Source organism: Kitasatospora sp. NPDC048286 (assembly GCF_043201735.1).
Taxonomy (GTDB): Bacteria; Actinomycetota; Actinomycetes; order Streptomycetales; family Streptomycetaceae; genus Kitasatospora.
In genome coordinates, this window is the sequence record NZ_JBICZE010000012.1 from 149,417 (window position 1) to 170,747 (window position 21,331).

Sequence of the window (21,331 nt, forward strand, 5' to 3'; positions counted from 1 at the left end):
CCGACTGAAGGAGATGGCGAGTTGAGCACAGCACCGACCGTACCCACCGCACCGTCCCCGCCGACCGCGCCACTGCTCGGTGCCGGGATCGTCGTGCCCACCGGGGACGGCCGGGTGCTGCTCGGCCGCCGGATCACCGCCGGCGAGCCGCCCACCTGGAGCCTGCCCGGCGGCAAGGTCGACCTCGGCGAGTCCTTCGAGCAGACCGCGGCCCGCGAACTCGCCGAGGAGACCGGCATCGTGCTGCCCGCCGCGGCGATGCGGGTGCTCGCCGTCCACCTCGACCACGAGCTCGGCCGGCCCAGGCTGACCGCCGCCGTGCTGGCGCCGCCCAGCCTGGCCGAGGCGCTGGTCACCGAGCCGCACGCCTGCGCCGGCTGGGAGCGCTTCCCGGTGGACGCGCTGCCGGAGCCGATGTTCTACCCGTCCGCGCTGGTCCTCGGCAGCTGGCTGCCCGGGCTGGACGTGGCGCGGGCGGACGGGACGCACGGCTACCCCGTCGCCCGCTGACGGCGGGCGACGGGGCGGCACGGGGCAGCGGGCAGCGGGCAGCGGGCCGGCCGGAGCCGGGATCAGCCGTTACGGGCCGCCTCTGGCCCGGTGATCCGCTTCAGCAGCGGCAGCGTCGAGGCGATGATCCCGAGCGAGGCGACCAGTCCGAAGCCGGTCAGCCCGTAGTACACCGCGCCCGGGGACACCAGGTCGTACTGCATCTGCGACTTGAGGAACATCGCCGCCGCCGCGAAGCCGGTGCCGATCGCGATCGCCGACACCGCCAGCAGCGGCAGCGCGCTCTCCAGCCCGATCACCCGCTGGAGCAGCCGCAGCGGTGCCCCGGTGAGCCGCAGCATCGCGAACGGGCGGCGGCGGTCCGAGAGCCCGGCCACCACGCTCACCGCGAGGCTGCACCCGGCGATCGGCACGGTGGTCAGCAGCACCACGTGCGCCAGCTGCCGCCAGGCCTGGAGCCGCTTCTGGGCCTCGGTGCCCCAGTCCTCGGCCATCCTGGCCTCGTACCTCGGGTAGGCCTCGGCGAACAGGGTCCGCAGTCGTTCCTTGGCCGAGGAGGAGCCGTCGGTGGTCGCGTAGAGCAGCTTCACCGGAAGCGCGGCGGCCTCCGCGGCCGGGACCGGCGCGGTCGGCCACTCCTGGTTCGCGCCCTCCCGGAGGTCGAGGAACTGCTGGACGGGGACGGCCGCCACCGCCGCTCCGGGCGCGCAGTGCCCCAGCACCGGCACCTGGGCCAGGTCCGAGCAGAGCACCAACGCGGGTGCGGGAAAGCGGGGTCGGGCCGGGTCGGCACCGATCCGCGTCGGGTTGTCGTGTGCCGACACCAGCCCCCGGAAGCCCGGGACGGCCCGGGCGGAGGCCACCAGGGAGTCCGGTACGGCGCCGAGCGTCTCCGCGGAGTCCAGCCGGTGCGGGAGGTCGACAACCGACTTGCGGACTTCCGGGTCGCCACTCAGCTCGGCTCCCCGGTTGGCGTCGATGGTCCCGATGATGCCGATGGTCGCACTGGTCACGAACAGGGCCACCACCAGGCCCGCCACCGCGCGGAAGCCCGCCCTCGGATCGTCGGCCAGTCGGCGCACCGCGATCAGCGCGGCCGGCCGGCTGGTGCGCAGGGCCACCGCCCGGGCCGCCGCCATGGTCAGCCACGGCCCGGCGATCACCAGGCCGAGCATCACCAGCACGAACCCGGTGAGGTAGGCGGCGGCCTGCCCGTCGGAGGTCGACGGCCGGTTGTCGACGAAGTAGCCCAGCTCGGCGAGGCCGAGCAGCAGCGGGACCAGCCGCCAGGCCCGCGGCGGCTTCGGGGTGACCCTCCGGCTGACCCCGAGCGGGGAGATGGTGACCCGGCGCAGCGCGAACCGCGCGGCCAGCGCCGCCGCCACCGGCACGCCCAGCGCGACCACGAGCGCCTGGTCCAGGTGCAGGCCCAGGTCCGCGAGGTAGAACCGCTCCCCGGTGAGCCGCATGTCGGCGACCGGCGGGCGCAGCGCGAGGTGGACGCCGAAGCCCGCGACCGTACCGATCACCGAGGCGAGCGTGGACTCGACCGCCGACATCACCGACACCTGCCGGGGCGTCGCCCCCACCAGCCGCATCGCGGCGAAGCGCTGCTCCCGGGTGGCGGCGGAGAGGCGGGTCGCGGTGCCGATGAAGACCAGCACCGGGAAGATCAGCGCGCCGATCACCACGCTGAGGACGAGGGTCACGGCGTCGCCGTGGACGCCGAAGCCGAAGCAGTCGGCCTCGCACGCGGTCGGCATCGCCGTCGCGATCGCCGTGACCGGCCTGGCTTCCGGATTGCCCTTGAGCTCGTCCACGGTGCGGCCGACCACCATGGCCAGGGTGTCCGGGGAGGTCAGCGCCTCGGGCCCGATGGTGCCGGCCGGCCGGCCCTCGAAGCGGTCGCCCAGTTCGACGGCCGGGGCCTGGCGCAGCAGCTCCGCCAGGGCGGGCGAGGCGTAGTACTCCCCGGGGGCCGGCAGCCTGCTGAGGCCCGGCGGCAGCGGCGAGGTGGGGCCGGTCGGGGCGACGTCGAACTCGACGATCCGCTTGCCCTGGTAGTAGTGGTCGTGGCCGTACCACCAGAGCGGGTCCGCCCGGGCCGTCCCGGTCCAGCCCTTGGAGCCGGTGTTCATCCAGAGCAGCCGCCCGTTGGAGTGGTCGACCGCGTTGAGGCTGGCGAGGCTCGACAGCAGCAGCCCGACCCCGATCGCGACCGCCGCCGCGATCATCAGCAGCCGGGCCACCGCCTCCCGGCCGCCGCTGACGGCCAGTCGGAGCGAGAAGGGGATCACGAGGCCACCGTTCCGGCGGAGAGGGCGCGGGCCCGGCCGTCGCGGACGACCGCCTCGCGGTCGGCGTAGGCGGCGACCCTGGCCTCGTGGGTGACCAGGATGACGGTGGTGCCCTGCTCCCTGGCCGAACCGACCATCAGCTCCATCACCTGTTCGCCGGTCAGCGAGTCCAGCGCGCCGGTCGGCTCGTCGGCGAACAGCACCTGCGGACGGGCCACCAGGCCGCGGGCCAGGGCGACCCGCTGGGCCTGACCGCCCGACAGCTCGCCGGAGCGGCGCCTCTCCAGGCCGTCCAGGCCGAGCCGGGCGAACCACGGACGGGCCTCGGCCAGCGCGGCGGCACGGCGTACACCGTTCAGCAGCAGCGGCAGGGCGACGTTCTCCTCGGCCGTCAACTCCGGCACCAGCTGGCCGAACTGGAAGACGAAGCCGAACCGGTCCCGGCGCAGGGCGCTGCGCCGGGCCTCCGGCATGGTGTCCAGGCGCTGCCCGTCGAACAGCACCTCTCCCTCGTCGGGCACCAGGATGCCGGCCAGGCAGTGGAGTAACGTCGACTTGCCCGAGCCGCTGGGGCCCATGATGGCGAGCACCTCGCCGGCTTCCACGGACAGGTCGGCCCCGCGCAGGGCGGGGGTCTCGCCGAAGGAGAGGGCGACGCCGCGGGCCTCCAGGATCGTGGTCATGCCTTCACCTCCGCGGCGAGCGCGTCCAGTCGGGCGGCGGTGAGGTCGATCCAGCGGAGGTCGGCCTCCAGGTGGAACAGGCCGTGGTCGGCGAGCAGGGCGTCCACCAGCGCGCCGGTGCGGCGCAGTTCGGTGAGTTCGCGCATCCGGCGCAGGTGGGCGGCGCGCTGGGTGTCCAGGTAGTGCTCGGCGTCGCGGCCCAGCATCAGGGCCAGCACCACCTTGGTGAACAGCACGGACTGGAGGTTGGGCTCGGGTGCGACCGGCTCCTGGAGCCAGGTCTCGAACTCGGTCGCCCCGGTCTCGGTGATGACGTAGCGCTTGCGCTCGGGCCCGTCGCCGGGCTCCGCCTCGCCGGCCACCACCTTGCCGTCGCGGGCCAGTCGGCCGAGGGTCGCGTAGACCTGGCCGTACGGAAGGGGCTTGCCGCGGCCGAAGAGGGAGTCGTAGTCGCGCTTGAGGTCGTAGCCGTGGCTCGGCTCACGCTCCAGCAGCCCCAGGAGGGTCAAGGGAACACTCATGGGGGAAACATACACCCGGCGTATACCCCGAGTGTATAGCTGGGCAGAATACGGCCCCGACCTGGGAGTTCGTCAGCTTCGCCGCAGGGAACGGGCGCAGAGCGGGCGGAGGACCGGCACGGAACAGGCAGGGGGTGACCCCACGACCACCCCCTGCCCCATACCTCGACCCGGCGCCCCCACGGCCGAACCGGGCCACGGCCGCGCCCAAGCACCGGGAGGACGCCGCCGATCTCCAGCCTGCCCGGTCCGCACCGTCGGTGCCGAGGGCCGAACGTCCCGGCGGCGGGGCCGAGCGGCCCTGGCGGTCCTACGGGCGCGCACGAGTCTTGTGCACGAGGGGTCGCCGGGTGGACATTTGGGCGTAACCGCCTCGCGTCCCCGCGCCCCTGAGGAGCCCTCACCGTGTCCAGCACCCCCCGTCCGGCCCGGCCCGCGTCGCTCCCCCGACGTGTCGGCCGACAGCTGCGGCGGGCCGTCGGCACCCGGCACGAGCCGCTCGCCCGCCCCCTCGACCGCTCCCGGGCCCGCGCCTGGCTCTGCGCCGTCCTCGGCGCGGTGCTCGCGCTCGTCCTGGCCACGGGCGGCTCCCTGCTCCTCTACCGCGGCACCGAGCACCAGGTCGGCGCGGACCGCGGACGGCTGCGGCAGGTCGACGCCGTGGTCCGCGGCCTGCCCGACCGCGCCACCGCCGCCGGCAGCCGCTTCTCCGGCGGCTACAGCAGCCGGGTGGACGTCGACGCGACGTGGACCGCCCCCGACGGCACCCAGCACCTCGGCACCGTCCAGGCCCCGCGCTCCGCCGTCCCCGGCAGCCACGTCGCCGTCTGGGTCGACCCGGCCGGCGCCGCCTCCGCTCCCCCGGCCGACCGGGTGGCCCTCGCCGTCTCCGCCGCCTGCACCGGCGCCGGCGCCCTCCTCGCACTGCTGGCCCTGCTCGTCCTCGCCCTCCGCCTGCGCCTCCACACCCTCGACCGCCGCGGCGAGGCCGCCTGGACCGCCGGCTGGGCGCGCCTCGAACCCCGCTGGAGCGGCCGCGCCGGCCACCGCAGCGAGGACTGACCGGGCCCGGGGCCCGGCCCGTCAGTCGCCGGTGACGCCCCAGAAGCAGAGGGGACGACGGCGCACCGGCGAGGCGGCTCAGCGGGGGTGGGTCCAGGCGGGGGCGGGGGTGGCTCGGGCGGCGCGGTGGGTGAGGACGGCGACGGCGAGGAGGAGGGCCAGGGCCAGGGCGAGGGCGACGGGGACACTGGTGCGCAGGACGAGGAGGGCGCCGAGGAGGGCCCCGGCGAACATCCAGACGGCGGAGGCGAGGCGGCGGAGGCCGGTGCGGTCGGCGGCGAGGGCCGTGATGGTCATGGTGAGCACGGTGGTGGTGAGGTCGGGCACCTTCAGGGCGCGGACCACCGCGTTCTGGCCGCCCATGGCGAAGCCGAGCAGCCCGATCAGGGTGTAGCGGGCCGGGTCGGAGGTGTGGCCGGCCACGGCCGCCAGCACCGTGGCCGCCGCGACCAGCGCCGACTGGGCGGCGACGGCAGCGGTCAGCAGGTGCCCGCGGTGGCCGGGCAGCCGGCGGGCGAGGTGGCCGCCGGCCAGGGCACCGAGCAGGAAGGCGACGAGGGCGGCCAGCGAGGCGGTGGCGGAGAGGTTGGCCGCACCGGCCAGGGCGAAGCCGAGGAACACCACGTTGCCGGTCATGTTGGCGACGAAGACGTGGCCGAGTTCGAGGTAGCTGACCGCGTCCACCACTCCGGTGACCACGGTCAGCGCCAGCAGCATCGGCACCAGCGGCCCGTGTTCGGGGTCGGGGGTCGGCATCGGGCCTCCAGCGGGATCGGACGGGGTTCGGACGGCGGGCGGACGACGGCGGACGACGGGCGGACGACGAGAGCGGGTGACGGCCCTCCGCTCAGGCGAGCGCCGGGTTGCCGGGCTCCTCCGGCTCCTCGTCCAGGTGCCAGTGCAGATCGCGCACGCCGGGCTCCAACGACAGCCGGGTGACGACCTGTTCGAGCGCCGGGGCCACCCGGCCGGTGATCGCGACGGTGGCCCGCAGGCTGGTGGCGTCGCCGCTGTCGGTGCGGCGGGCGCGCAGGCCGGTCGGGGCGAGGCCGGAGGCGGCGAGGGCCTGGAGCAACAGGGCCCTGATGTGGGTCTCGGACTTGCGGTCGCACTCCAGGTGGACGGTGGCGCGGCAGGTGGAGTCCGGGTCGCTGCCGGACTGCGGGGCCCGGTCGAGGAGCCGGCCGGCCGGGCGCAGCACCAGGTGGACGCCGAGCACGGCGAGCGTGCCGAGGACGGCGAACTCCAGCTTGCCGGAGGCGGCCAGCACCCCGACGGCGGCCGAACACCACAGCGTGGCAGCGGTGTTGAGGCCGCGCACGCCGGCGCCGTCGCGCAGGATGACGCCACCGCCGAGGAAGCCGATGCCGGAGACGACGTACGAGGCGACCCTGGTGGGGCTGCCGGTGTCGCCGACGGCCTCGCTGTACAGCACGAACAGGGTGGCGCCGGCGGCGACCAGGGCGTTGGTGCGCAGGCCGGCCATCCTGGCCCGCCACTGGCGTTCGATGCCGATCAGTGCGCCGCAGGCGACGCCGGTGGCGAGTCGGACCAGGAACTCGACGGTGGTCAGGGTGTGCACGACGGCACCTCCTTCGCGGGAGGAGGGTACGAACAGGTGGCGGTCGGTCTGACGACCTCGATGATGGCCATCGCCGCCGCGGCCGACGGGGAGGCGCGCGCGACGGCCGCACGGGCCCTGAGGCCTGCCGCGCTCCGGATCTGACCGCACGTCGAGTGCCGCGCCTTCCGGCACGGCGGGAGGCCCGCCCCCGGGGCCGTGAACCTTCCCGAGCATAGACCGCCCCCGAACGATCCGGCCCAGGCTTCCGCCCACATCCTCGACAGCTTTGTAGAAGTTTGACCGAATCCGACCACCCAGCCCCAGGAACCATCTCGCCTTGCATCACGTCCTCCGGCATATATAGTTCACCGACATATGCAGTTGAGCAGCTCACGAGGGGGAAGTGTGTCCCACACCGATCCGACCCGGCCCGCACCCGTCCTGCACCTGACCGACGTCACCCGGGTGCACGGGCGGGGCGCCGCCGAGGTGCACGCCCTGCGCGGCGTCGACCTGGCCGTCCACCCCGGCGAGTTCGTCGCCGTCATGGGCCCGTCCGGCTCCGGGAAGTCCACCCTGCTGACCCTGGCCGGCGGGCTGGACCAGCCCAGCGGCGGCGAGGTGCTGGTGGAGGGGGTCGCGCTCGGCGGCCTCGGCCGCGGAAAGCTCGCCGACCTGCGGCGACGCTCGATCGGGTACGTCTTCCAGGACTACAACCTGATCCCGGCCCTCACCGCCGCCGAGAACATCGCCCTGCCGCGCGAACTCGACGGCGTCCCGGGGCGCCGGGCCCGCCGGGAGGCGCTGGCCGCGCTGGAGGAACTGGGCATCGGCGAGCTCGCCGACCGCTTCCCCGACGACATGTCCGGCGGCCAGCAGCAGCGCGTCGCGATCGCCCGCGCCCTGATCGGCGACCGCCGCCTGGTCCTCGCCGACGAGCCGACCGGCGCCCTCGACTCGGCCACCGGCGAGGCGGTGCTCGCCGTACTGCGCGCCCGGTGCGACGCCGGTGCCGCCGCGATGATGGTCACCCACGAGGCGGCCCACGCCAGTTGGGCGGACCGGGTGGTCCGCCTGCGGGACGGCGCGATCGCCTCGGAGACCCCGGGCCGCCGCGCCTCCGCCCGCCTCACGGCCGTACAGCCGTCCGACGCGCTGCACAGGTCCGGCGCGGCGTTCCCGTCGGGCCCGACCGGCGAGGTGGCGCGGTGAGGCTCGGAGCCTGGCGGGTCGCCCTGCGCATCGCCCGCCGTGACGCACTGCGCGCCAAGGGCCGCAGCGCGCTGATCGCCGCCATGATCGCGCTGCCCGTCCTCGGCGTCACCGGCGCCGACGTGGTCCACCGCAGCGGTCAACTGACCCCGGCCGAACGGGTCGAGCGCGTGGTGGGCGGCGCGGACGCCCTGGTCACCTCGCTCGATCCGGGCCGGCCGGTCGAACAGGCCCCGATCGCCGAGGACGGCGCCTTCTCCGTCCAGCCCCGCCCCGGGGACCAGCCCACCGCCGAACAGCAGAAGGGCGCGAGCACCGATCCGGCCGTCCTGGTCGCCTCGCTGCTGCCGCCCGGCAGCTCGCTCACCCCGGCCCGGCCCGGCCCTGAGGCCGGCGCGACCTCGCCCGAGGGCCTGGTCCGCACCCTCACCACCGAGGCCGACCTCGCCGACCCGGTCTGGCGCGGCCGGCTCGACCTGGTCGAGGGCCGCGCCCCGGAAGCCCCGCACGAAGTGGCCGTCACCCGGGCCTTCCTGGACCGCTCCGGACTCGCGCCCGGCGCCACCACGACCCTCCAGGGCCTGGAGCACACCACCTACACCATCACCGGCATGGTGGAGCGCCCGGGCGAGCTGGGCAGGGTCGAACTCGTCGCCCGGCCGGGCGAGTTGATCGACCCGCTGAGCACCGCCCTGGAGGCCGGCGGGCCGGCGGCGGCGAAGCCCACGGCCGTCCGGTCCGCCTGGCTGGTCCGGCTGCCGTCCGGGGCCGCCCTCGACTGGGCCGCGGTCCAGCGGTTCAACGCCCACGGCTACACCCTGACCGCTCGTTCGGTGGCGCTCACCCCGCCGCCCGAGCTGGCCGTCCCCTACTACCGCGACGCGTACCGCTACAGCGACCCGACGGCCGCCAACAACACCAAAATGGTCGTCGCCACCGTCAGCGGCATGGCGCTGCTGGAGGTCGCGCTGCTCGCCGGGCCCGCCTTCGCGGTCGGCGCCCGCCGCTCGCGCCGCCAGCTCGCCCTGCTCGGCGCGGCCGGCGGCAGCCGTGCCCACGTCGGCGCGGTGGTGCTCGGCGGCGGTGTGGTCCTCGGCGCGACCGGAGCGGTGGTCGGCGTGGTGCTCGGCACCGCGGCGGTCGCGGTGCTGCGGCCGTGGATCGAGCAGTTCGGCGGGGCGCGCTTCGGCCACTTCGCCGTACCGCCACTGGACCTGCTCGCGATCGCCGGGATCGGCCTGGTCACCGCGCTGCTCGCGGCCGCGCTGCCCGCGCTGCAGGCCGCCCGGCGCAGCGTCACCGCCGGGCTCACCGGCCGGGACACCGTCCGCGGGCCCAGCCGCTGGGTCACCGTCGCCGGTGTGGCGCTGCTCGCCCTCGGCGCCGTGCTCGCGATGTACGGGGCGGGCGCGGTACAGCGCGACCAGCCGGGCGTGGGCGGCTACGACACCCGCACGCTGACCGTGCTCGGCGGCTCGGTGGTCGCCGAACTCGGCCTGCTGCTGTGCACCCCGATGCTGGTCGCCCTGATCGGCCGGGCCGCCGGCCGGCTGCCGCTCGGGCCCCGGCTCGCCCTGCGCGACTCCGCCCGGCACCGCTCGCGCACCGCCCCGGCGGTGGCCGCGGTGATGGCCGCGGTGGCCGGCGCCGTCGCCATCGGCGTCTACACCACCAGCACCGACGCCGAGAACCGGCGCGACTACCGGCCACAGGCCCCGTACGGCGCCGTCCAGTTGATCAGCCACATCGACGGGCCCCGGCTCGCCGACGAGCGCACCGAGCTGGAGGGGCAGCTGAGCGGGCTCGGTCCGCGCGGCGACCTCGGCCAGGTGGAGTACCGCTGGTGCGAGAACTGCTCCAGCACCGTCCAGCTCAAGGGCCCGGTCGAGCGGCGCGGCCTCGGCGCGCCGCCGCGGGTGGCCGCCGGTGACGTGACCGTGCTGCACAACCTGTTCGCGGTCCACGACCAGGCCGCGGAGCAGGCGCTGGCCGCCGGGAAGCTGCTGGTCTTCGACCGGGCCCTGGTGGGCGCCGACGGCAAGGCCGTGCTGCTGCTGCGCGGCGGGGGCGGCGCGCCGCTGGAGCCGGGCCAGGTGCCCAAGCCGGAGCTCCAGGAGGTCCCGGTCGACGCGGTGCTGGTGGACGACCCGGCCGCCGCCGACTTCGCCCAGGGCCTGGTGCTTCCCTCCGCACTGCCCGGGCTCGGGCTCGCCGCCCGGCCGACCGGCTCGGTCTGGCTGCCCGCCACCCCGCCCGACCGCAAGGCGCAGCAGCGCGCCGAGGCCGCCGCCATCCGGCTGGACCGCCTCGCCCAGCTGACCGTGGAGCGCGGCTACCAGCCGAAGGGCGACGCGCTCACCCTGGCGCTCACCGGCTTCGCCGGGCTGGTCGTGCTCGGCGCGGCCGGGATCGCCACCGGCCTGGCGGCCGCCGACTCCCGGCAGGACCAGGCCACCCTGGCCGCCGTGGGCGCGCCGCCGCGGATCCGGCGGACCATGGCGGGCCTCCAGTGCACGCTGATCGCCCTGCTGGGCGCGCTGCTCGGGGCGGTCAACGGGTTCGTGCCGGCGGTGGGGCTGCTGAAGTCCCGGGCCAGTGGGTTCGGGGCCAAGCCGGCGCTGATCACCGCGCCCTGGGGCGAGCTGCTGCTGATCGTGCTGGCGCTGCCGCTGGTCGCGGGGCTGCTCGCGGCGCTGCTCACCCGCTCCCGCGTCCCGCTCGGGCGGCGGCTGTCCTGAGCGCGGCGCGCGCCCCGGCCAACGGCTGCGCGTGCGCTGGACACCGGCGGCACGTGCTCCGAGCAGTGGCGGCACCTGCCCCGGGCGCCGGTGGCCGGCCTCGGACACGGCTTGGACACCGGCCGACCACCACCCGGGCACCAGCCGGGCGTCCGCCCCCCTTCACCCGGGGGCGGGCGCCCGGCGCTCGCCGTACCATGGGCCGCGTTCCGGCGGGCGAAGGGCGCCGACGGTCGGCTCGGCGAGGGAGAAGAGGGCGGTGCTACGGGGGTTCGGCGATCTGGAGGCCGAGATCATGAACCGCTTCTGGTCCTGGGGCCGGCCCGCCACGGTGCGCGAGGTGGTGGACGACCTCCAGCGGGAGCGGGCGGTCGCGTACACCACCGTCACCACGGTCGCGGACATCCTGCACACCAAGGGCTGGCTGCGCCGCGACAAGGTCGGCCGCGCCTGGGTGTACGAGCCGACCTGCACCCGCGAGGAGTACACCGCCCAGCTGATGCACCAGGCGCTGGAGACCACCGCCGACCGGGCGGGCGCGCTGTTCCACTTCGTCGACCGGATCAGCGGGGACGAGGCATCGGCCCTGCTCAGGGCCCTGGAGCAGGTGAAGTCCCGGGGCGCCGAGTGACCCTCGCGCTGCTCTGCCTCCTCCTGGTGGTGACCGGCGTCCTGCTGCCCCGCCGACTGGCCGGCTCCGCCCGGCTCCAGGCCCGTCCGCTGGCGGGCGCGGCGCTCTGGCTCGCGCTGATGGCCTCGTTCATGGTGGGCCTGCTGCTCACCGCCCACCACGCGGTCGAACCCTTCGCCCACCGCCCGGCCGGGCTGCTCGACCTGTCCGGTCTGCTCGGCCGCTCCGGTCTCCTCCTGGGCGCCGCGCCGGCCGGGCCGGTGCCGCCGCACACCCACGACTGGTGGCTGCTCACCGCCGGCGGGGCGCTGCTCGGCGCCCTGGTGACGGCCGTCGGCCTGCGCGCCGGGCGGGCCAGGCGGCGGCACCGGGCGGTGCTGGACGTGGTCGCCGTACGGGATCGGCGCTGGGACGCGCTGGTGCTGGAGCACGCGCATCCGACCGTCTACTGCCTGCCCGGGCGCCGTTCCCGGGTGGTGCTGTCGCGTGGGGCGCTGCGGCTGCTGGACGAGCGGCAGCTCGCCGCGGCCGTCGCGCACGAGCACGGCCACATCCGCGGCTGCCACCACCTGTTCCGGCTGCCGGCCGACACCTTCGCGCTGCTGCTCGGGCCGCTGCCGCTGGCCCGGCTGGGGCGCTCCGAGGTGGGGCTACTGCTGGAGATGGCGGCGGACGACGCGGCGCTGGAGCAGGTGTCGCGGGGCGAACTGGCCTCCGCGCTCTGCGCGTTGGCGACCGGCGGCGCTCCCGGCCGGGGAGCCCCGGCGGGCGGCGCCGCGCTGGGTGCGACGTCCACCGGGGTGCTCGCCCGGGTGCGGCGGCTGGCGCGTCCGGGGAGCGGGCGGATCCGGCCGGCCTGGCGCTTCGGGGTGTCGGTGCTGCCGCTGCTCCCGTACCTGCTGGTCTGCGCGCCGCACCCGTGAGGCGCCCGGCGGGACACCGCGCCCGGACAGCTGCCGGGAGGCCCGCCGAGACGCCCGCGGGCCCGTCGGCGTGGGGGTGCCGACGGGCCCGCCGTGGGGGTGGGGTGGGGGTCCGTGAGATTTGCCGGGACCTTGACCCGCGCGCCTGAACGCGCGGGCCCGGGGCCGCGTTGTCCCCGGCGTCGCACTGTCACCGGGCCGCGCTGTCACCGGGCCGCGCTGTCACCGGCGCCGCGTGTCACCGGTGCCGCGTGTCACCGGTGCCGCAGGTACGCCCCGGCGGTCTCGCGCAGCCGGTCGTGCAGCCCGTCGTAGGCGCGGGCCCGGCCCAGCAGGCTCTTCGGCAGCTTGGCGACCATCGTGTAGTTGGTGTCGCAGACGTTCGCCGCCGGTGCCAGCCCGGCCTGGCTGACCAGCTGGTAGGCGTCGAGCTGGTCCAGGCCGAGCAGTTCGCCGGTCCAGCCGACCAGGTCGTGCTGGCTGATCCGGAACGCGTCCTCCAGCGGACGGGCGGAGCCGGTGCTGATCAGGAAGTCGTCGTTCTCCAGCCGGGGCCAGGCCGGGCCGCCGCCCTTGACCAGGTCGACGATCACGGTGGTGCGCATCGCCGCCTCCACCGCCGTGCCGCACACCTCGCCCTCGCCCTGGCGGGCGTGGCCGTCACCGATGGCGACCAGGCCGCCCTCGACGTTGACCCCGAAGTAGGCGGTGGTGCCGGCCCGCATCTCGGGGGTGTCCAGGTTGCCGCCGTGCGCGCCCGGGGTGATCGAGGCCAGCACCTCACCGGCCGCCGGGGCGACGCCGACCGTGCCGTGCATCGGGTCCAGCGGCAGCTCCGCCGTGAACTCGCTGTTGCGGGCCCGGAACCGGCAGACGCCCGCCTTGACGTCCAGGTCGTAGACCCAGACCCGCTCCTCCAGCGCCGGGTGCAGCATCGCGGTGGTATGGGTCGCGGTCAGCGCGCCGAAGTGCGGGAAGGTGCTGGAGATCCCGTACTCCCGGGCCGGGGTGATCTCCACGAAGTGCACCGCGAGGACGTCCCCCGGCTCGGCGCCCGCCACCGCGATCGGACCGGTGACCGGGTTGAGGTAGGGGAAGACGCACACCTGGCTGGGCAGGTCGCCGGTGCCGCGCACCTTGCCGCCGAAGCAGTCCTCGGTGGTCAGCTCGATGACGGTGCCGGGCTGGACGGTGACCAGCGGGGCGCGGCCGCCGAAGGTGTAGGCGTAGTCCTCCGGGGTCGGGCTCAGCTTGACGATCTCGGGCAGGCTCACTGCTTCTCCTCGGGGGTGGTGGCGGCGTTCGCGGCGTTCGCGGGGTTCGTAGCGTTCGTGGCGTTCGCGGCGGAGGCTTCGGGGCCCGACTCGGCCTCGGCGACGGCCAGTCGGGGCTTGCGCCCGGTCGCCATCAGCCCGGCGAGCACGATCCCGCCGACGAGCAGCCAGACGAAGCCGAGCCGCTGGGCCGCGATGTTGGCGTTGACCACCACGTACGCGAGGATCGCGAAGCCGAGCGCCGGGGCGATCAGGTGCCGCCAGTAGTCCCTGCTGCGCTTGCGGACCAGGTAGTGGACGACCACGGCGACGTGCAGGACCAGGAAGGTGGTCAGCGCACCGAAGTTGACCAGGGTGCTCAGCAGGGTGATGCCGTCCTCGCGCGAGGCCGTGTAGAGGCCGAGCACCAGCGAGATCCCGGCGGTCAGCAGGGTCGCGTTGACGGGCACCCGGCGGGTGGGGTGGATCCGGGACAGGAAGGCGGGCAGCTGACGGTCGCGGGCCATCGCGTACAGCAGCCGGGAGGTGGCCGCCTGGGCGACCAGCGAGTTGGCGAAGCCCCAGGCCACGGCGGTGGAGGCGGCGGTCAGCGTGGCGAGCCAGCCGCCGGCGGCGGTGCGGGCCGCGTCGTAGAAGGCGGTGCCGTTCGGGTCGCCGTCCCGGATCAGCGCGTCGGGGTCGGCGACCAGCAGCGCGGCGACCCAGGTCTGCACGATGAACAGTGTGCCCGCGAGCAGCAGCGCGGCCACCATGGACCGGCCGATGGCCTTGGCGGAGTCCCGGTTCTCCTCCGCGAGGGTGGAGATCCCGTCGAAGCCCAGGAAGCTGAGCACCGCGATCGAGACCGCCCCGAACGCCAGGCTCCACGAGAAGGTGTGCGAGTCGTACAGCGGGGTGAAGTCGAAGCCCCGGCCCTTGCCGTCGGCCAGGGCGATCACGCCGACCACCACGAACAGGGCCAGCACGACGAGTTCGCCGATCAGCATCGCCTTGTTGACCCGGTTGGTGGTCTCGATGCCGAGGTAGTTGACCACGGTGTTGAGCAGCACGAAGCCGATCAGCCAGAGCCAGACCGGGATGGACGGCACCAGCGAGTTCATCGCGACGCCGGCGATCAGGTACAGCAGTCCGGGCACCAGCACGTAGTCGAGCAGGATCATCCAGCCGGACAGGAAGCCGACCGGGGCGGCGATGCCGCGGCCGGCGTAGGTGTAGACCGAGCCGGCCATCGGGAAGGCCCGGGACATCTGGGCGTACGACAGGGCGGTGAACATCATCGCGACCATGCCGAGGACGTAGGCCAGGGCGACCATGCCGCCGGAGCCCTGGAAGACGCCGCCGAAGATGCCGAAGGGCGCGATCGGCACCATGAACACCAGCCCGTAGACGAGCAGGTCGGTGAAGCCGAGCGAACGGCGCAGTTCCTGCTGGTAGCCGTAGCTCTCGATGCCCTGGGGTGCGGGTGTGTCAGCCATGGTGCTCTCTCTCCGTGACGACCCTGCGGGGTGTGTGGAGAGACTGTAGGGGCAAGTATTTCCAGATGGAAGGGTTTTGTCGCGCCATCCCGACTGGCGAGAAGGAGCGGCCCGGGTTACCGCGACAGGACGGCGAAGCCGAGGCCCTCGGCCCGGGCGAGGTGGACCGGCGCCCGGCCCGCGCCCTCGCGGTGCAGCAGCCGGCCCGCGGCCGCCCGCAGACCGTCCGGGGCCAGGGCCCGACGGGCCGCCAGGTCGGCGAGCAGGTGCAGGCCCTCGTACAGCCCCACCGCGTAGGCGTCCAGGACGGGCGCCCACGGGCCGCACAGCGCCCGGTGCCGCTCGGCGAGGCTCTGCCGGCGCTCCTCGGGCAGCGTCGCGAAGGAGGGCATCGCGGCGTACAGCGTCCCGGTGTCGTCGCCGCCGAGCGCGAGCAGGCCGTTCTCCTCCAGGGCGCCGGAGAGCCGCACCAGCCCGCGGTCCAGCCCGCTGCGCCGCAGCGCCCGGTTGAAGTGCACCTGGTCCCGCCCGATCAGGCTGAGCAGCAGGGCGTCCGCGCGCGCGGCGCGCAGCGCGTCCAGCAGCGGTTCGAGCGCCTCCTCGACCGCCCCGAAGGGGATCCGCCGCTCCAGCACCACCCGGGCGCCGGCCCGCGCCGCCAGCCCTTCGGCGGCCCGGTGGACGGAGCGCGGCCAGATGTAGTCGTTGCCGATCAGCGCCCAGCGGGAGAGGTGATGACGGCCCGTCAGTTCCGCTATGGCGACGCCGAGTTGACGGGAAGGGTCGATGCCGGTGCAGAGCACCCCGGGCAGTCGGGAGCCGCCCTCGTGCGGCGGGGTGAAGACGTACGCGACGCGGCCCGCGGCGACGGTCTCGACCGCCCGGTGCACGTCGCTGGTGTGGCACCCGGCGAGCGCGTCCAGCGCCCCGGCGTCCAGCAGCCGCCGCACCTCGCCGGCGACTGGGCCCGGCGCACCGCCGCCGTCCACCAGCACCAGCTCCAGGGCGCGGCCGAGGACCCCGCCGCCCGCGTTGACCTCGTGCGCGGCGAGCAGCGCGCCGTCCAGCGCGGACGGGCCGGTGAGCCCGAGCGGGCCGGACTGGGGCACGACGAGGCCCACCCGAAACACCGGCTCCTCCCGCACGGAGTGCAGCGCGTCGAGCGGATCGATCAACCTCACCTCGGCACTCACAGTGCGAGTATCGTCGTACTGCCGATATCGGGAAAGGCCGGAAACGGGAGGGTCCGATGACCGCAGTTGGTGCCGCACCGCAGATCGAGGGCCGCTCCCCCGACACCACCGGAGCCTCGGCCGCCGCGGAGCCGCTGCTGGTCGAGCTGGTCACGCTGGCCCACCGCAGGCTCTCCGGCGGCCTCGCCGCCGCCCTGGCCGAGGAGGACTGCACCGTCGACCAGTGGCGGCTGCTGCGCGTCCTCGCGGACGGCCGGGGGCACGCGATGGGCGAGCTGGCCCAGGCGCTGCTGATCCCACAGGCGAGCCTGAGCCGACTGGTGGACTCGCTGGCCGACTCGGGCTGGGTCTACCGGCGCCAGGACGAGCAGGACCGCCGCCGGATCACCGCCCACCTCTCCCGCCAGGGCCGAACCCGGCTGACCCGCCTCGACGCCCTCGCCGCCGCCCACGACGCCGCCGTCCGCCGCGCCTGCGGCCTCACCGACCCCGCGCACCTGCTGCAACGGCTCGCCGCGCTCTGACCGTCGGCCTCTCCTGCACGGCCCCTGCCGCACGGCCCTGTTGCACAGCCGGGCGTCACCCCTCCGGGAGGGGTGACGCCCGGCCGACCCGCCCGTCGGTCAGGCGAGCTTCTGGCAGAGCAGCGCGTACGGCCGCGCCGCCCACAGCTGCCACCAGGGCTGGCTGTAGGCCACACCGGCGACGAACTCGTCGTTCGCGCACTGGCCCTTGGCGAAGCCGTACGCGAAGTCGCCGCCCGAGGCGATCACGGGCCGGTTGTCACCCTTGTCGAACCAGAGCGTGCGGACCGACGTCCCCAGCGGGGAGGCCGACTTGGCGCACAGCACGCTCATCGTCCGGCCGTTGCGGCCGTATCCGGAGACGAAGGAGCCGGCGGGGCACTGGGCCTTGGCGTAGCCCGGCGCCCAGTCGGTGGTCACGTAGGTGCCGCCGTGGTCGACGACGTACCCACGGCCGGCGTCCCAGAGGTCCGCCTTGGTGACGTCCGTGCACAGGCCGTCGTCACCGCCGTGGCTGAGCCCGATCAGCCGGCTGCCGTCCGGGCAGGACGCCTTGTGGCCCGACGGGTCCCAGTCCGGCCGGGTCTTCAGGTAGGCGGAGTGGGCGTCGTCGGACAGGCCGGAGCTGAGCGAGGTCCAGTCCACCAGGCGCGGCGGGTTCGGGCCGGTGCTCACCGAGGCGAGCAGCCACTCGCGGTGGAACGCGAGGAAGGGCAGGTCGCCCGAGAGGATCGGGGTGCCGAGGATGGCGAGCTGCGCCATCAGTGCCCCGTTGATGTCGATTCCGCCGTAGAGCGCGGCCGTGCCGTTGATGTCCGGCGTGCTGCCCGCACCATTGAGCACGATCGAGCCGTTGACGGCGGCGCGCAGGTACGGCTCGATCGACGCCTTCACGCCGACCGTGTCGTACAGGGCGATCGAGCCTTCGGCGAGCAGGCCGGCCTTCGCCGAGGCGGAGCCCTTGAGGTTGAGGCGCAGCGGGGCGACGGTGGAGGTGCCGGGCTCGGTCGTGGTGGTCCAGCCCGGGCCCTTGACGTAGTCGGAGTGGACGCCCCACTGGCCGTCGTACGACTGCTCGGCGTCGAGGGTGACGGTGCCGTCGGCGCCGATGTCGGCGGACAGGGTGAAGTTCAGGTTGATGACGACGGGCAGGGGGCCCACCATCACCACGGGGCTGGCGCTGTACTTGGCCAGCGGTATCCGGACGGCCCCGGTGCTCGCGGTGAGGTCCGCGCTGACGCGCCAGTCGGCGTGGGCGCCCAGGGAGAAGCCGATCCGGGCCTGCTGGGGGTCGATCAGGCCGAGGCCGCCCTGGTAGGAGAAGTCCACCGACGGGGTGATCGAGACCGAGCCGGAGAGCGTCGCCGAGGAGCCGTTCGGGAGCGGGACGGTGGCGTTGGCGCTGAGGCCCAGGCTCCCGGAGACGGAGCCCTGGCCCGAGGTCGCGCCGAGGTCGGTGGTGACCTCGATGCCGCCGATCTGGGGCTGGACCTGGAAGGCGCTCGGGCTGACGGCGCTGCGCAGGCTGGTGCTGGTCGCACCGAGCAGCTCGGGGAGGGTGGCCGGGCGGGTGGTGACGGCGACCTTCCCGTCGGCGGTCGGCTGTACGCCGGTGACGGCGACCAACGCGCCGTGCGGGGCGGCCGGGGTGGGCGGGCTGTCGATCAGCTGCCCGGGCTGGAGCGCGGCGACGGCCGCAGGGGCCGCTGCCCGGGCGGACGGCGACTGCTGACCGGCGACGGCCGGCGCGAGCACGGCGGCGCCGGTGGCCGCGTCGTAGGAGGAGAGCGCGAGGCCGGAGGCGGCGGTGGCGGTCGCCGGCGCGCTGCCCTGCGCCGGCGCCGCGACGACGACCGCGGCCTCGGCGGTGCCGGGCGCCGGGGGCGCCAGCGTCGCCGTGGTGGTGGTCGTCGTGGTCGTCGTGGTCGTGGTCGCAGCGGCCGGTAGCGCCGCTCCGTTCAGGATGGCGCCGCACAGGAGGAGCACGGTCGTTGTCGCGGCGGCTGACGACGTCAGCTTGCGCACGGTCACGTGGAGGGTCCCTTCGGGTCAACGATGTTGGAACGATGGTGACTTGTGGCTGAGCGCATGGCCCGGAGCCGTCGCACCGACTCCTGACCGACGGGTAACTTAGCATTCGCCGACGGCCTTTCTGAATGGTTCGTGCGTTCTCGGATCTCGATCACCGGGACTTCACGAGCACGGAACTGGGCTTTTCCCCACGGTTAATGCGGCGCTCGGCGATCCGAGCCCGAGAGGATTCGATGAACCGCACCCCCGGAGCATCCGACCCACCGTCACATCCGGTCGGCCGCGCGGACAACCGGCAGCATGACCCAGGTGGCGGACGACCCGCCGGAGCGCGCCCGACCACCCGTTCTTCCCACCTGCCGCACCCAGGGAACCGGGCACGCCCCCGGATTGACCGGACCGGCCGGGGAATGCTTGGCTGGGCGCGCCGGGTCCGCCGGTGCCATTCGGCGCGAATTCCGGAATCCATCGATCCGAAACCCGCGCCCCCTCCGGCATTCCCCCGCGCTCCCGGGACCGCCATCCGCGTCCGGCCGCTCGGTCCCTGTTCCCGGACGTCGATCCGACGTACCGTCAACCCCCCTGCCCCCGCTCCGCACCATGGAGACCCCGTGAACCCCAGCAGTCCATCCCGCCCACCGCGGATACACCGTCGATTCCTCGTGGCCACCGTCGCGACGGCGGCCCTCCTGGCCGGGCCGGCCGCCGCCGCAGCCCCGGCCCCCGTCGGCCCGCCGGCTCCCGTGACCGCCGCACCGGCCCAGAGCGGCGCCGGGCTCGCCGCCTCCTGGACCGGCCCGCTGAGCACCCGCGGCCGCTACATCGTCGACGCGAACGGCGACCGGTTCAAGCTGAAGGCCGGCAACTGGGCGGGTGCCCAGGGCACTTGGGAGGGCAGCGGCTCGACGACCGACCCGGCGAACAACCAGGCCCGCCAGGTCTCGTACAACATCCCGCTGGGCCTGGACCGGGCGCCGATCAGCCGGATCATCGCCGACTTCCACGGCCTGGGCCTGAACAGCGTCCGACTGCCGTTCGCCAACGCGATGATCCACGACACCACCCCCGTCCCGGACGCCGCCGTCGCCGCCAACCCGCAGCTCAGGGGCAAGACCCCGCTCCAGGTGTTCGACGCCGTGGTGGCCGCGCTTACCGCCGACGGCTTCGCGGTGATCCTCAACAACCACACCACCAGCTACCGCTTCTGCTGCGGCCTCGACGGCAACGAACGGTGGAACAGCGGCCAGTCGACCGCGCAGTGGGAGGACGACTGGCTGTTCATGGTGAACCGCTACAAGGCCGACAAGCGGGTGGTCGGCGCCGACCTGCGCAACGAGGTCCGCCGGGACGTCTGGGACGACCCCAACTGGGGGATGGGCGACTCCCACGACGAGTACGCCGCCTTCGAGGAGGCCGGCAACCGCATCCTCCAGGCCGACCCGGACATGCTGGTCGTCATGGAGGGCATCAACTGGTACGGCGTCCCCGCCGCCGGGTTCAGCCACGGCCGCCCGATGCTCACCCCGGTCGCCACCCTGTCGAACACGCTCGTCCGCTCCGACAAGCTGGTCTACGCCGCGCACTTCTACGCCTACACCGGCCCGGCCAACACCGGCGCGGGCAGCGGCCCCGGATCCACCGGCGACCCCCGCTACCAGGACTTCACCCCCGAGCAACTCGCCCAGGTGGTGAACGACCAGGCGCTGTTCGTCACCCGCTCCGGCCAGCACTTCACCGCCCCGGTGTGGATCAGCGAGTTCGGCGCCGCCGGACGCGGTTCCACGAACGCCAAGGAGCAGGCCTGGTTCGACCGCTTCACCGACATCCTCGTCCGCAACGACACCGACTTCGCCATCTGGCCGGTGGTCGGCTGGCAGGCCGGCGGCGTCCCGAACGACAACTGGGCCCTGCTCTCCTACGACGCCGACGGCCGACTGCTCGGCCTCGACGACGCCGGCGACTGGCGCGCCGCCGACTGGCACAAGCTGGTCGACGCGCCCTCGTACACCGGTCGGGTCGCACCGGTGGACCACTGGAACATGCTCGACCTCGACCACGCGGACCAGAACGTCTCCACCCGCATGCTGGCCCTGCCGGACTGGAGCAGCGGCAACCGCAAGGGCAACTGCCCCGACGGCCAGCGGCTGATCGGCCTCGGCCGCGGCGACAGCCGCGGCCTGTGCACCGACGCCGGACAGCCCGTCACCGGCGGCGGGAACTGGGTGACCGTCACCGACCAGCGCTACGTCACCGGGGGCGACTGGGCCTCCGGCTACGACAAGCTCCAGTGCCCCGACAACACGTTCGCCGTCGGCTACAGCGTCAATCGGAACGCCATGGCCGCCCTGCTCTGCGCCCCGTCCGCCACCCCGCTGCCCACCACCGGCCGGACCGTGTGGTTCGACCACGGCGACAACCGGCCGGCGACCGGCGGCTCCACCGCCAGCGACTGGGCGCCGGGCTTCTACAAGGGCCAGTGCGCCGACGACGAGTACGTCGCGGGTGTCGCCGACACCTGGAAGTGGCTCCACTACGGCGCCCCGGACGTGCTGCTCTGCCGTCCGCTGCGCTGACGCCGCACGGCGCCCGGAACGCGGTGGACCCGGGGGCACCGGCCCCCGGGTCCACTGCGGTCGGTCCACGAGGGTCGGCCCGGTCTCGTGGGCCGACCCTCGTGGATCACATGAGGCGCC

17 protein-coding genes are annotated in these 21,331 nt (G+C 74.8%); 8 read left to right on the plus strand and 9 right to left on the minus strand.

The genetic code is table 11. The features are described 5' to 3' along the window. Positions 1–21: 21 nt before the first annotated feature. A complete protein-coding gene (locus tag ACGF13_RS27680; protein ID WP_392879974.1) occupies positions 22–510 on the plus strand; it encodes an NUDIX hydrolase in 489 nt (162 codons plus the stop codon). Between the two features lie 62 nt (positions 511–572). On the opposite strand, the gene ACGF13_RS27685 is transcribed toward ACGF13_RS27680, so the two are convergent. From ACGF13_RS27685 to ACGF13_RS27695, 3 genes are read right to left on the minus strand one after another with little or no spacing between them, the layout of a single operon-like run. Then, positions 573–2,807, minus strand: a complete 2,235-nt coding sequence (locus ACGF13_RS27685) for an FtsX-like permease family protein (RefSeq protein ID WP_392879977.1) — start codon at positions 2,805–2,807, stop codon at positions 573–575. Next, positions 2,804–3,490 carry an ABC transporter ATP-binding protein gene (locus tag ACGF13_RS27690; RefSeq protein ID WP_392879978.1) on the minus strand — a complete coding sequence of 229 codons (687 nt, stop codon included), beginning with the start codon at positions 3,488–3,490 and terminating at the stop codon, positions 2,804–2,806. The genes ACGF13_RS27685 and ACGF13_RS27690 overlap by 4 nt, the downstream gene beginning before the upstream one ends. Continuing rightward, a complete protein-coding gene (locus ACGF13_RS27695) occupies positions 3,487–4,011 on the minus strand; it encodes a PadR family transcriptional regulator (protein ID WP_392879981.1) in 525 nt (174 codons plus the stop codon). Before ACGF13_RS27695 ends, ACGF13_RS27690 begins: the two co-directional genes overlap by 4 nt. A gap of 405 nt (positions 4,012–4,416) precedes the next feature. On the opposite strand from ACGF13_RS27695, the gene ACGF13_RS27700 reads away from it, so the two are divergent. Next, the gene (locus ACGF13_RS27700) at positions 4,417–5,073 is read left to right on the plus strand and encodes a DUF3592 domain-containing protein (protein WP_392879983.1); all 657 of its coding nucleotides are present in this window, start codon (positions 4,417–4,419) and stop codon (positions 5,071–5,073) included. A 78-nt stretch (positions 5,074–5,151) separates the two neighbouring features. Here the strand turns inward: ACGF13_RS27700 and ACGF13_RS27705 are convergent, their stop codons facing one another. After that, positions 5,152–5,829: a YoaK family protein gene (locus ACGF13_RS27705; RefSeq protein ID WP_392879985.1), complete on the minus strand. Its 678-nt coding sequence runs from the start codon at positions 5,827–5,829 to the stop codon at positions 5,152–5,154. Positions 5,830–5,920: 91 nt separating this feature from the next. Then, positions 5,921–6,655, minus strand: coding sequence for an MgtC/SapB family protein (locus ACGF13_RS27710; RefSeq protein ID WP_392879987.1), 735 nt, complete (start codon positions 6,653–6,655; stop codon positions 5,921–5,923). A 387-nt stretch (positions 6,656–7,042) separates the two neighbouring features. Here ACGF13_RS27710 and ACGF13_RS27715 point away from each other — a divergent pair, with 387 nt between their 5' ends. The 4 genes from ACGF13_RS27715 to ACGF13_RS27730 all read left to right on the plus strand — a co-directional run bounded on the left by ACGF13_RS27715 (position 7,043) and on the right by ACGF13_RS27730 (position 12,141). Then, positions 7,043–7,849, plus strand: a complete 807-nt coding sequence (locus ACGF13_RS27715) for an ABC transporter ATP-binding protein (RefSeq protein ID WP_392879989.1) — start codon at positions 7,043–7,045, stop codon at positions 7,847–7,849. Then, positions 7,846–10,587, plus strand: a complete 2,742-nt coding sequence (locus ACGF13_RS27720) for an FtsX-like permease family protein (RefSeq protein WP_392879991.1) — start codon at positions 7,846–7,848, stop codon at positions 10,585–10,587. Before ACGF13_RS27715 ends, ACGF13_RS27720 begins: the two co-directional genes overlap by 4 nt. A gap of 259 nt (positions 10,588–10,846) precedes the next feature. Beyond that, complete coding sequence (locus ACGF13_RS27725; protein WP_392879993.1) at positions 10,847–11,218, plus strand: BlaI/MecI/CopY family transcriptional regulator; 372 nt, start codon at positions 10,847–10,849, stop codon at positions 11,216–11,218. Continuing rightward, positions 11,215–12,141 (plus strand): M56 family metallopeptidase, encoded by a 927-nt coding sequence (locus ACGF13_RS27730; protein ID WP_392879996.1) that lies wholly within the window; start codon positions 11,215–11,217, stop codon positions 12,139–12,141. The genes ACGF13_RS27725 and ACGF13_RS27730 overlap by 4 nt, the downstream gene beginning before the upstream one ends. Before the next feature lie 254 nt (positions 12,142–12,395). On the opposite strand, the gene ACGF13_RS27735 is transcribed toward ACGF13_RS27730, so the two are convergent. The 3 genes from ACGF13_RS27735 to ACGF13_RS27745 form a co-directional block, all read right to left on the minus strand. Beyond that, on the minus strand, positions 12,396–13,415 hold the full coding sequence (locus tag ACGF13_RS27735) for an acetamidase/formamidase family protein (RefSeq protein ID WP_392879999.1): 1,020 nt from the start codon (positions 13,413–13,415) through the stop codon (positions 12,396–12,398). Beyond that, a complete protein-coding gene (locus ACGF13_RS27740; RefSeq protein ID WP_392880001.1) occupies positions 13,412–14,890 on the minus strand; it encodes an APC family permease in 1,479 nt (492 codons plus the stop codon). The genes ACGF13_RS27735 and ACGF13_RS27740 overlap by 4 nt, the downstream gene beginning before the upstream one ends. A gap of 116 nt (positions 14,891–15,006) precedes the next feature. Then, complete coding sequence (locus ACGF13_RS27745; protein WP_392880004.1) at positions 15,007–16,083, minus strand: ABC transporter substrate-binding protein; 1,077 nt, start codon at positions 16,081–16,083, stop codon at positions 15,007–15,009. A gap of 56 nt (positions 16,084–16,139) precedes the next feature. Here ACGF13_RS27745 and ACGF13_RS27750 point away from each other — a divergent pair, with 56 nt between their 5' ends. Continuing rightward, entirely contained in the window at positions 16,140–16,607 is a 468-nt protein-coding gene (locus tag ACGF13_RS27750) for a MarR family winged helix-turn-helix transcriptional regulator (protein ID WP_392880005.1), read from the plus strand. Positions 16,608–16,706: 99 nt separating this feature from the next. On the opposite strand, the gene ACGF13_RS27755 is transcribed toward ACGF13_RS27750, so the two are convergent. After that, on the minus strand, positions 16,707–18,638 hold the full coding sequence (locus ACGF13_RS27755) for a hypothetical protein (RefSeq protein WP_392880007.1): 1,932 nt from the start codon (positions 18,636–18,638) through the stop codon (positions 16,707–16,709). A gap of 662 nt (positions 18,639–19,300) precedes the next feature. Between ACGF13_RS27755 and ACGF13_RS27760 the strand changes: the two genes are divergently transcribed. Then, on the plus strand, positions 19,301–21,211 hold the full coding sequence (locus ACGF13_RS27760) for a glycoside hydrolase family 5 protein (RefSeq protein ID WP_392880009.1): 1,911 nt from the start codon (positions 19,301–19,303) through the stop codon (positions 21,209–21,211). Positions 21,212–21,331: the final 120 nt, after the last annotated feature.

Excerpts from the sequence above, each read along its gene's own strand:
- ACGF13_RS27690 (WP_392879978.1), bottom strand. The coding sequence starts at position 3,490 with ATGACCACGATCCTGGAGGCCCGCGGCGTCGCCCTCTCCTTCGGCGAG.
- ACGF13_RS27695 (WP_392879981.1), bottom strand. The coding sequence starts at position 4,011 with ATGAGTGTTCCCTTGACCCTCCTGGGGCTGCTGGAGCGTGAGCCGAGC.
- ACGF13_RS27705 (WP_392879985.1), bottom strand. The coding sequence starts at position 5,829 with ATGCCGACCCCCGACCCCGAACACGGGCCGCTGGTGCCGATGCTGCTG.
- ACGF13_RS27740 (WP_392880001.1), bottom strand. The coding sequence starts at position 14,890 with ATGGCTGACACACCCGCACCCCAGGGCATCGAGAGCTACGGCTACCAG.
- ACGF13_RS27750 (WP_392880005.1), top strand. The coding sequence starts at position 16,140 with ATGACCGCAGTTGGTGCCGCACCGCAGATCGAGGGCCGCTCCCCCGAC.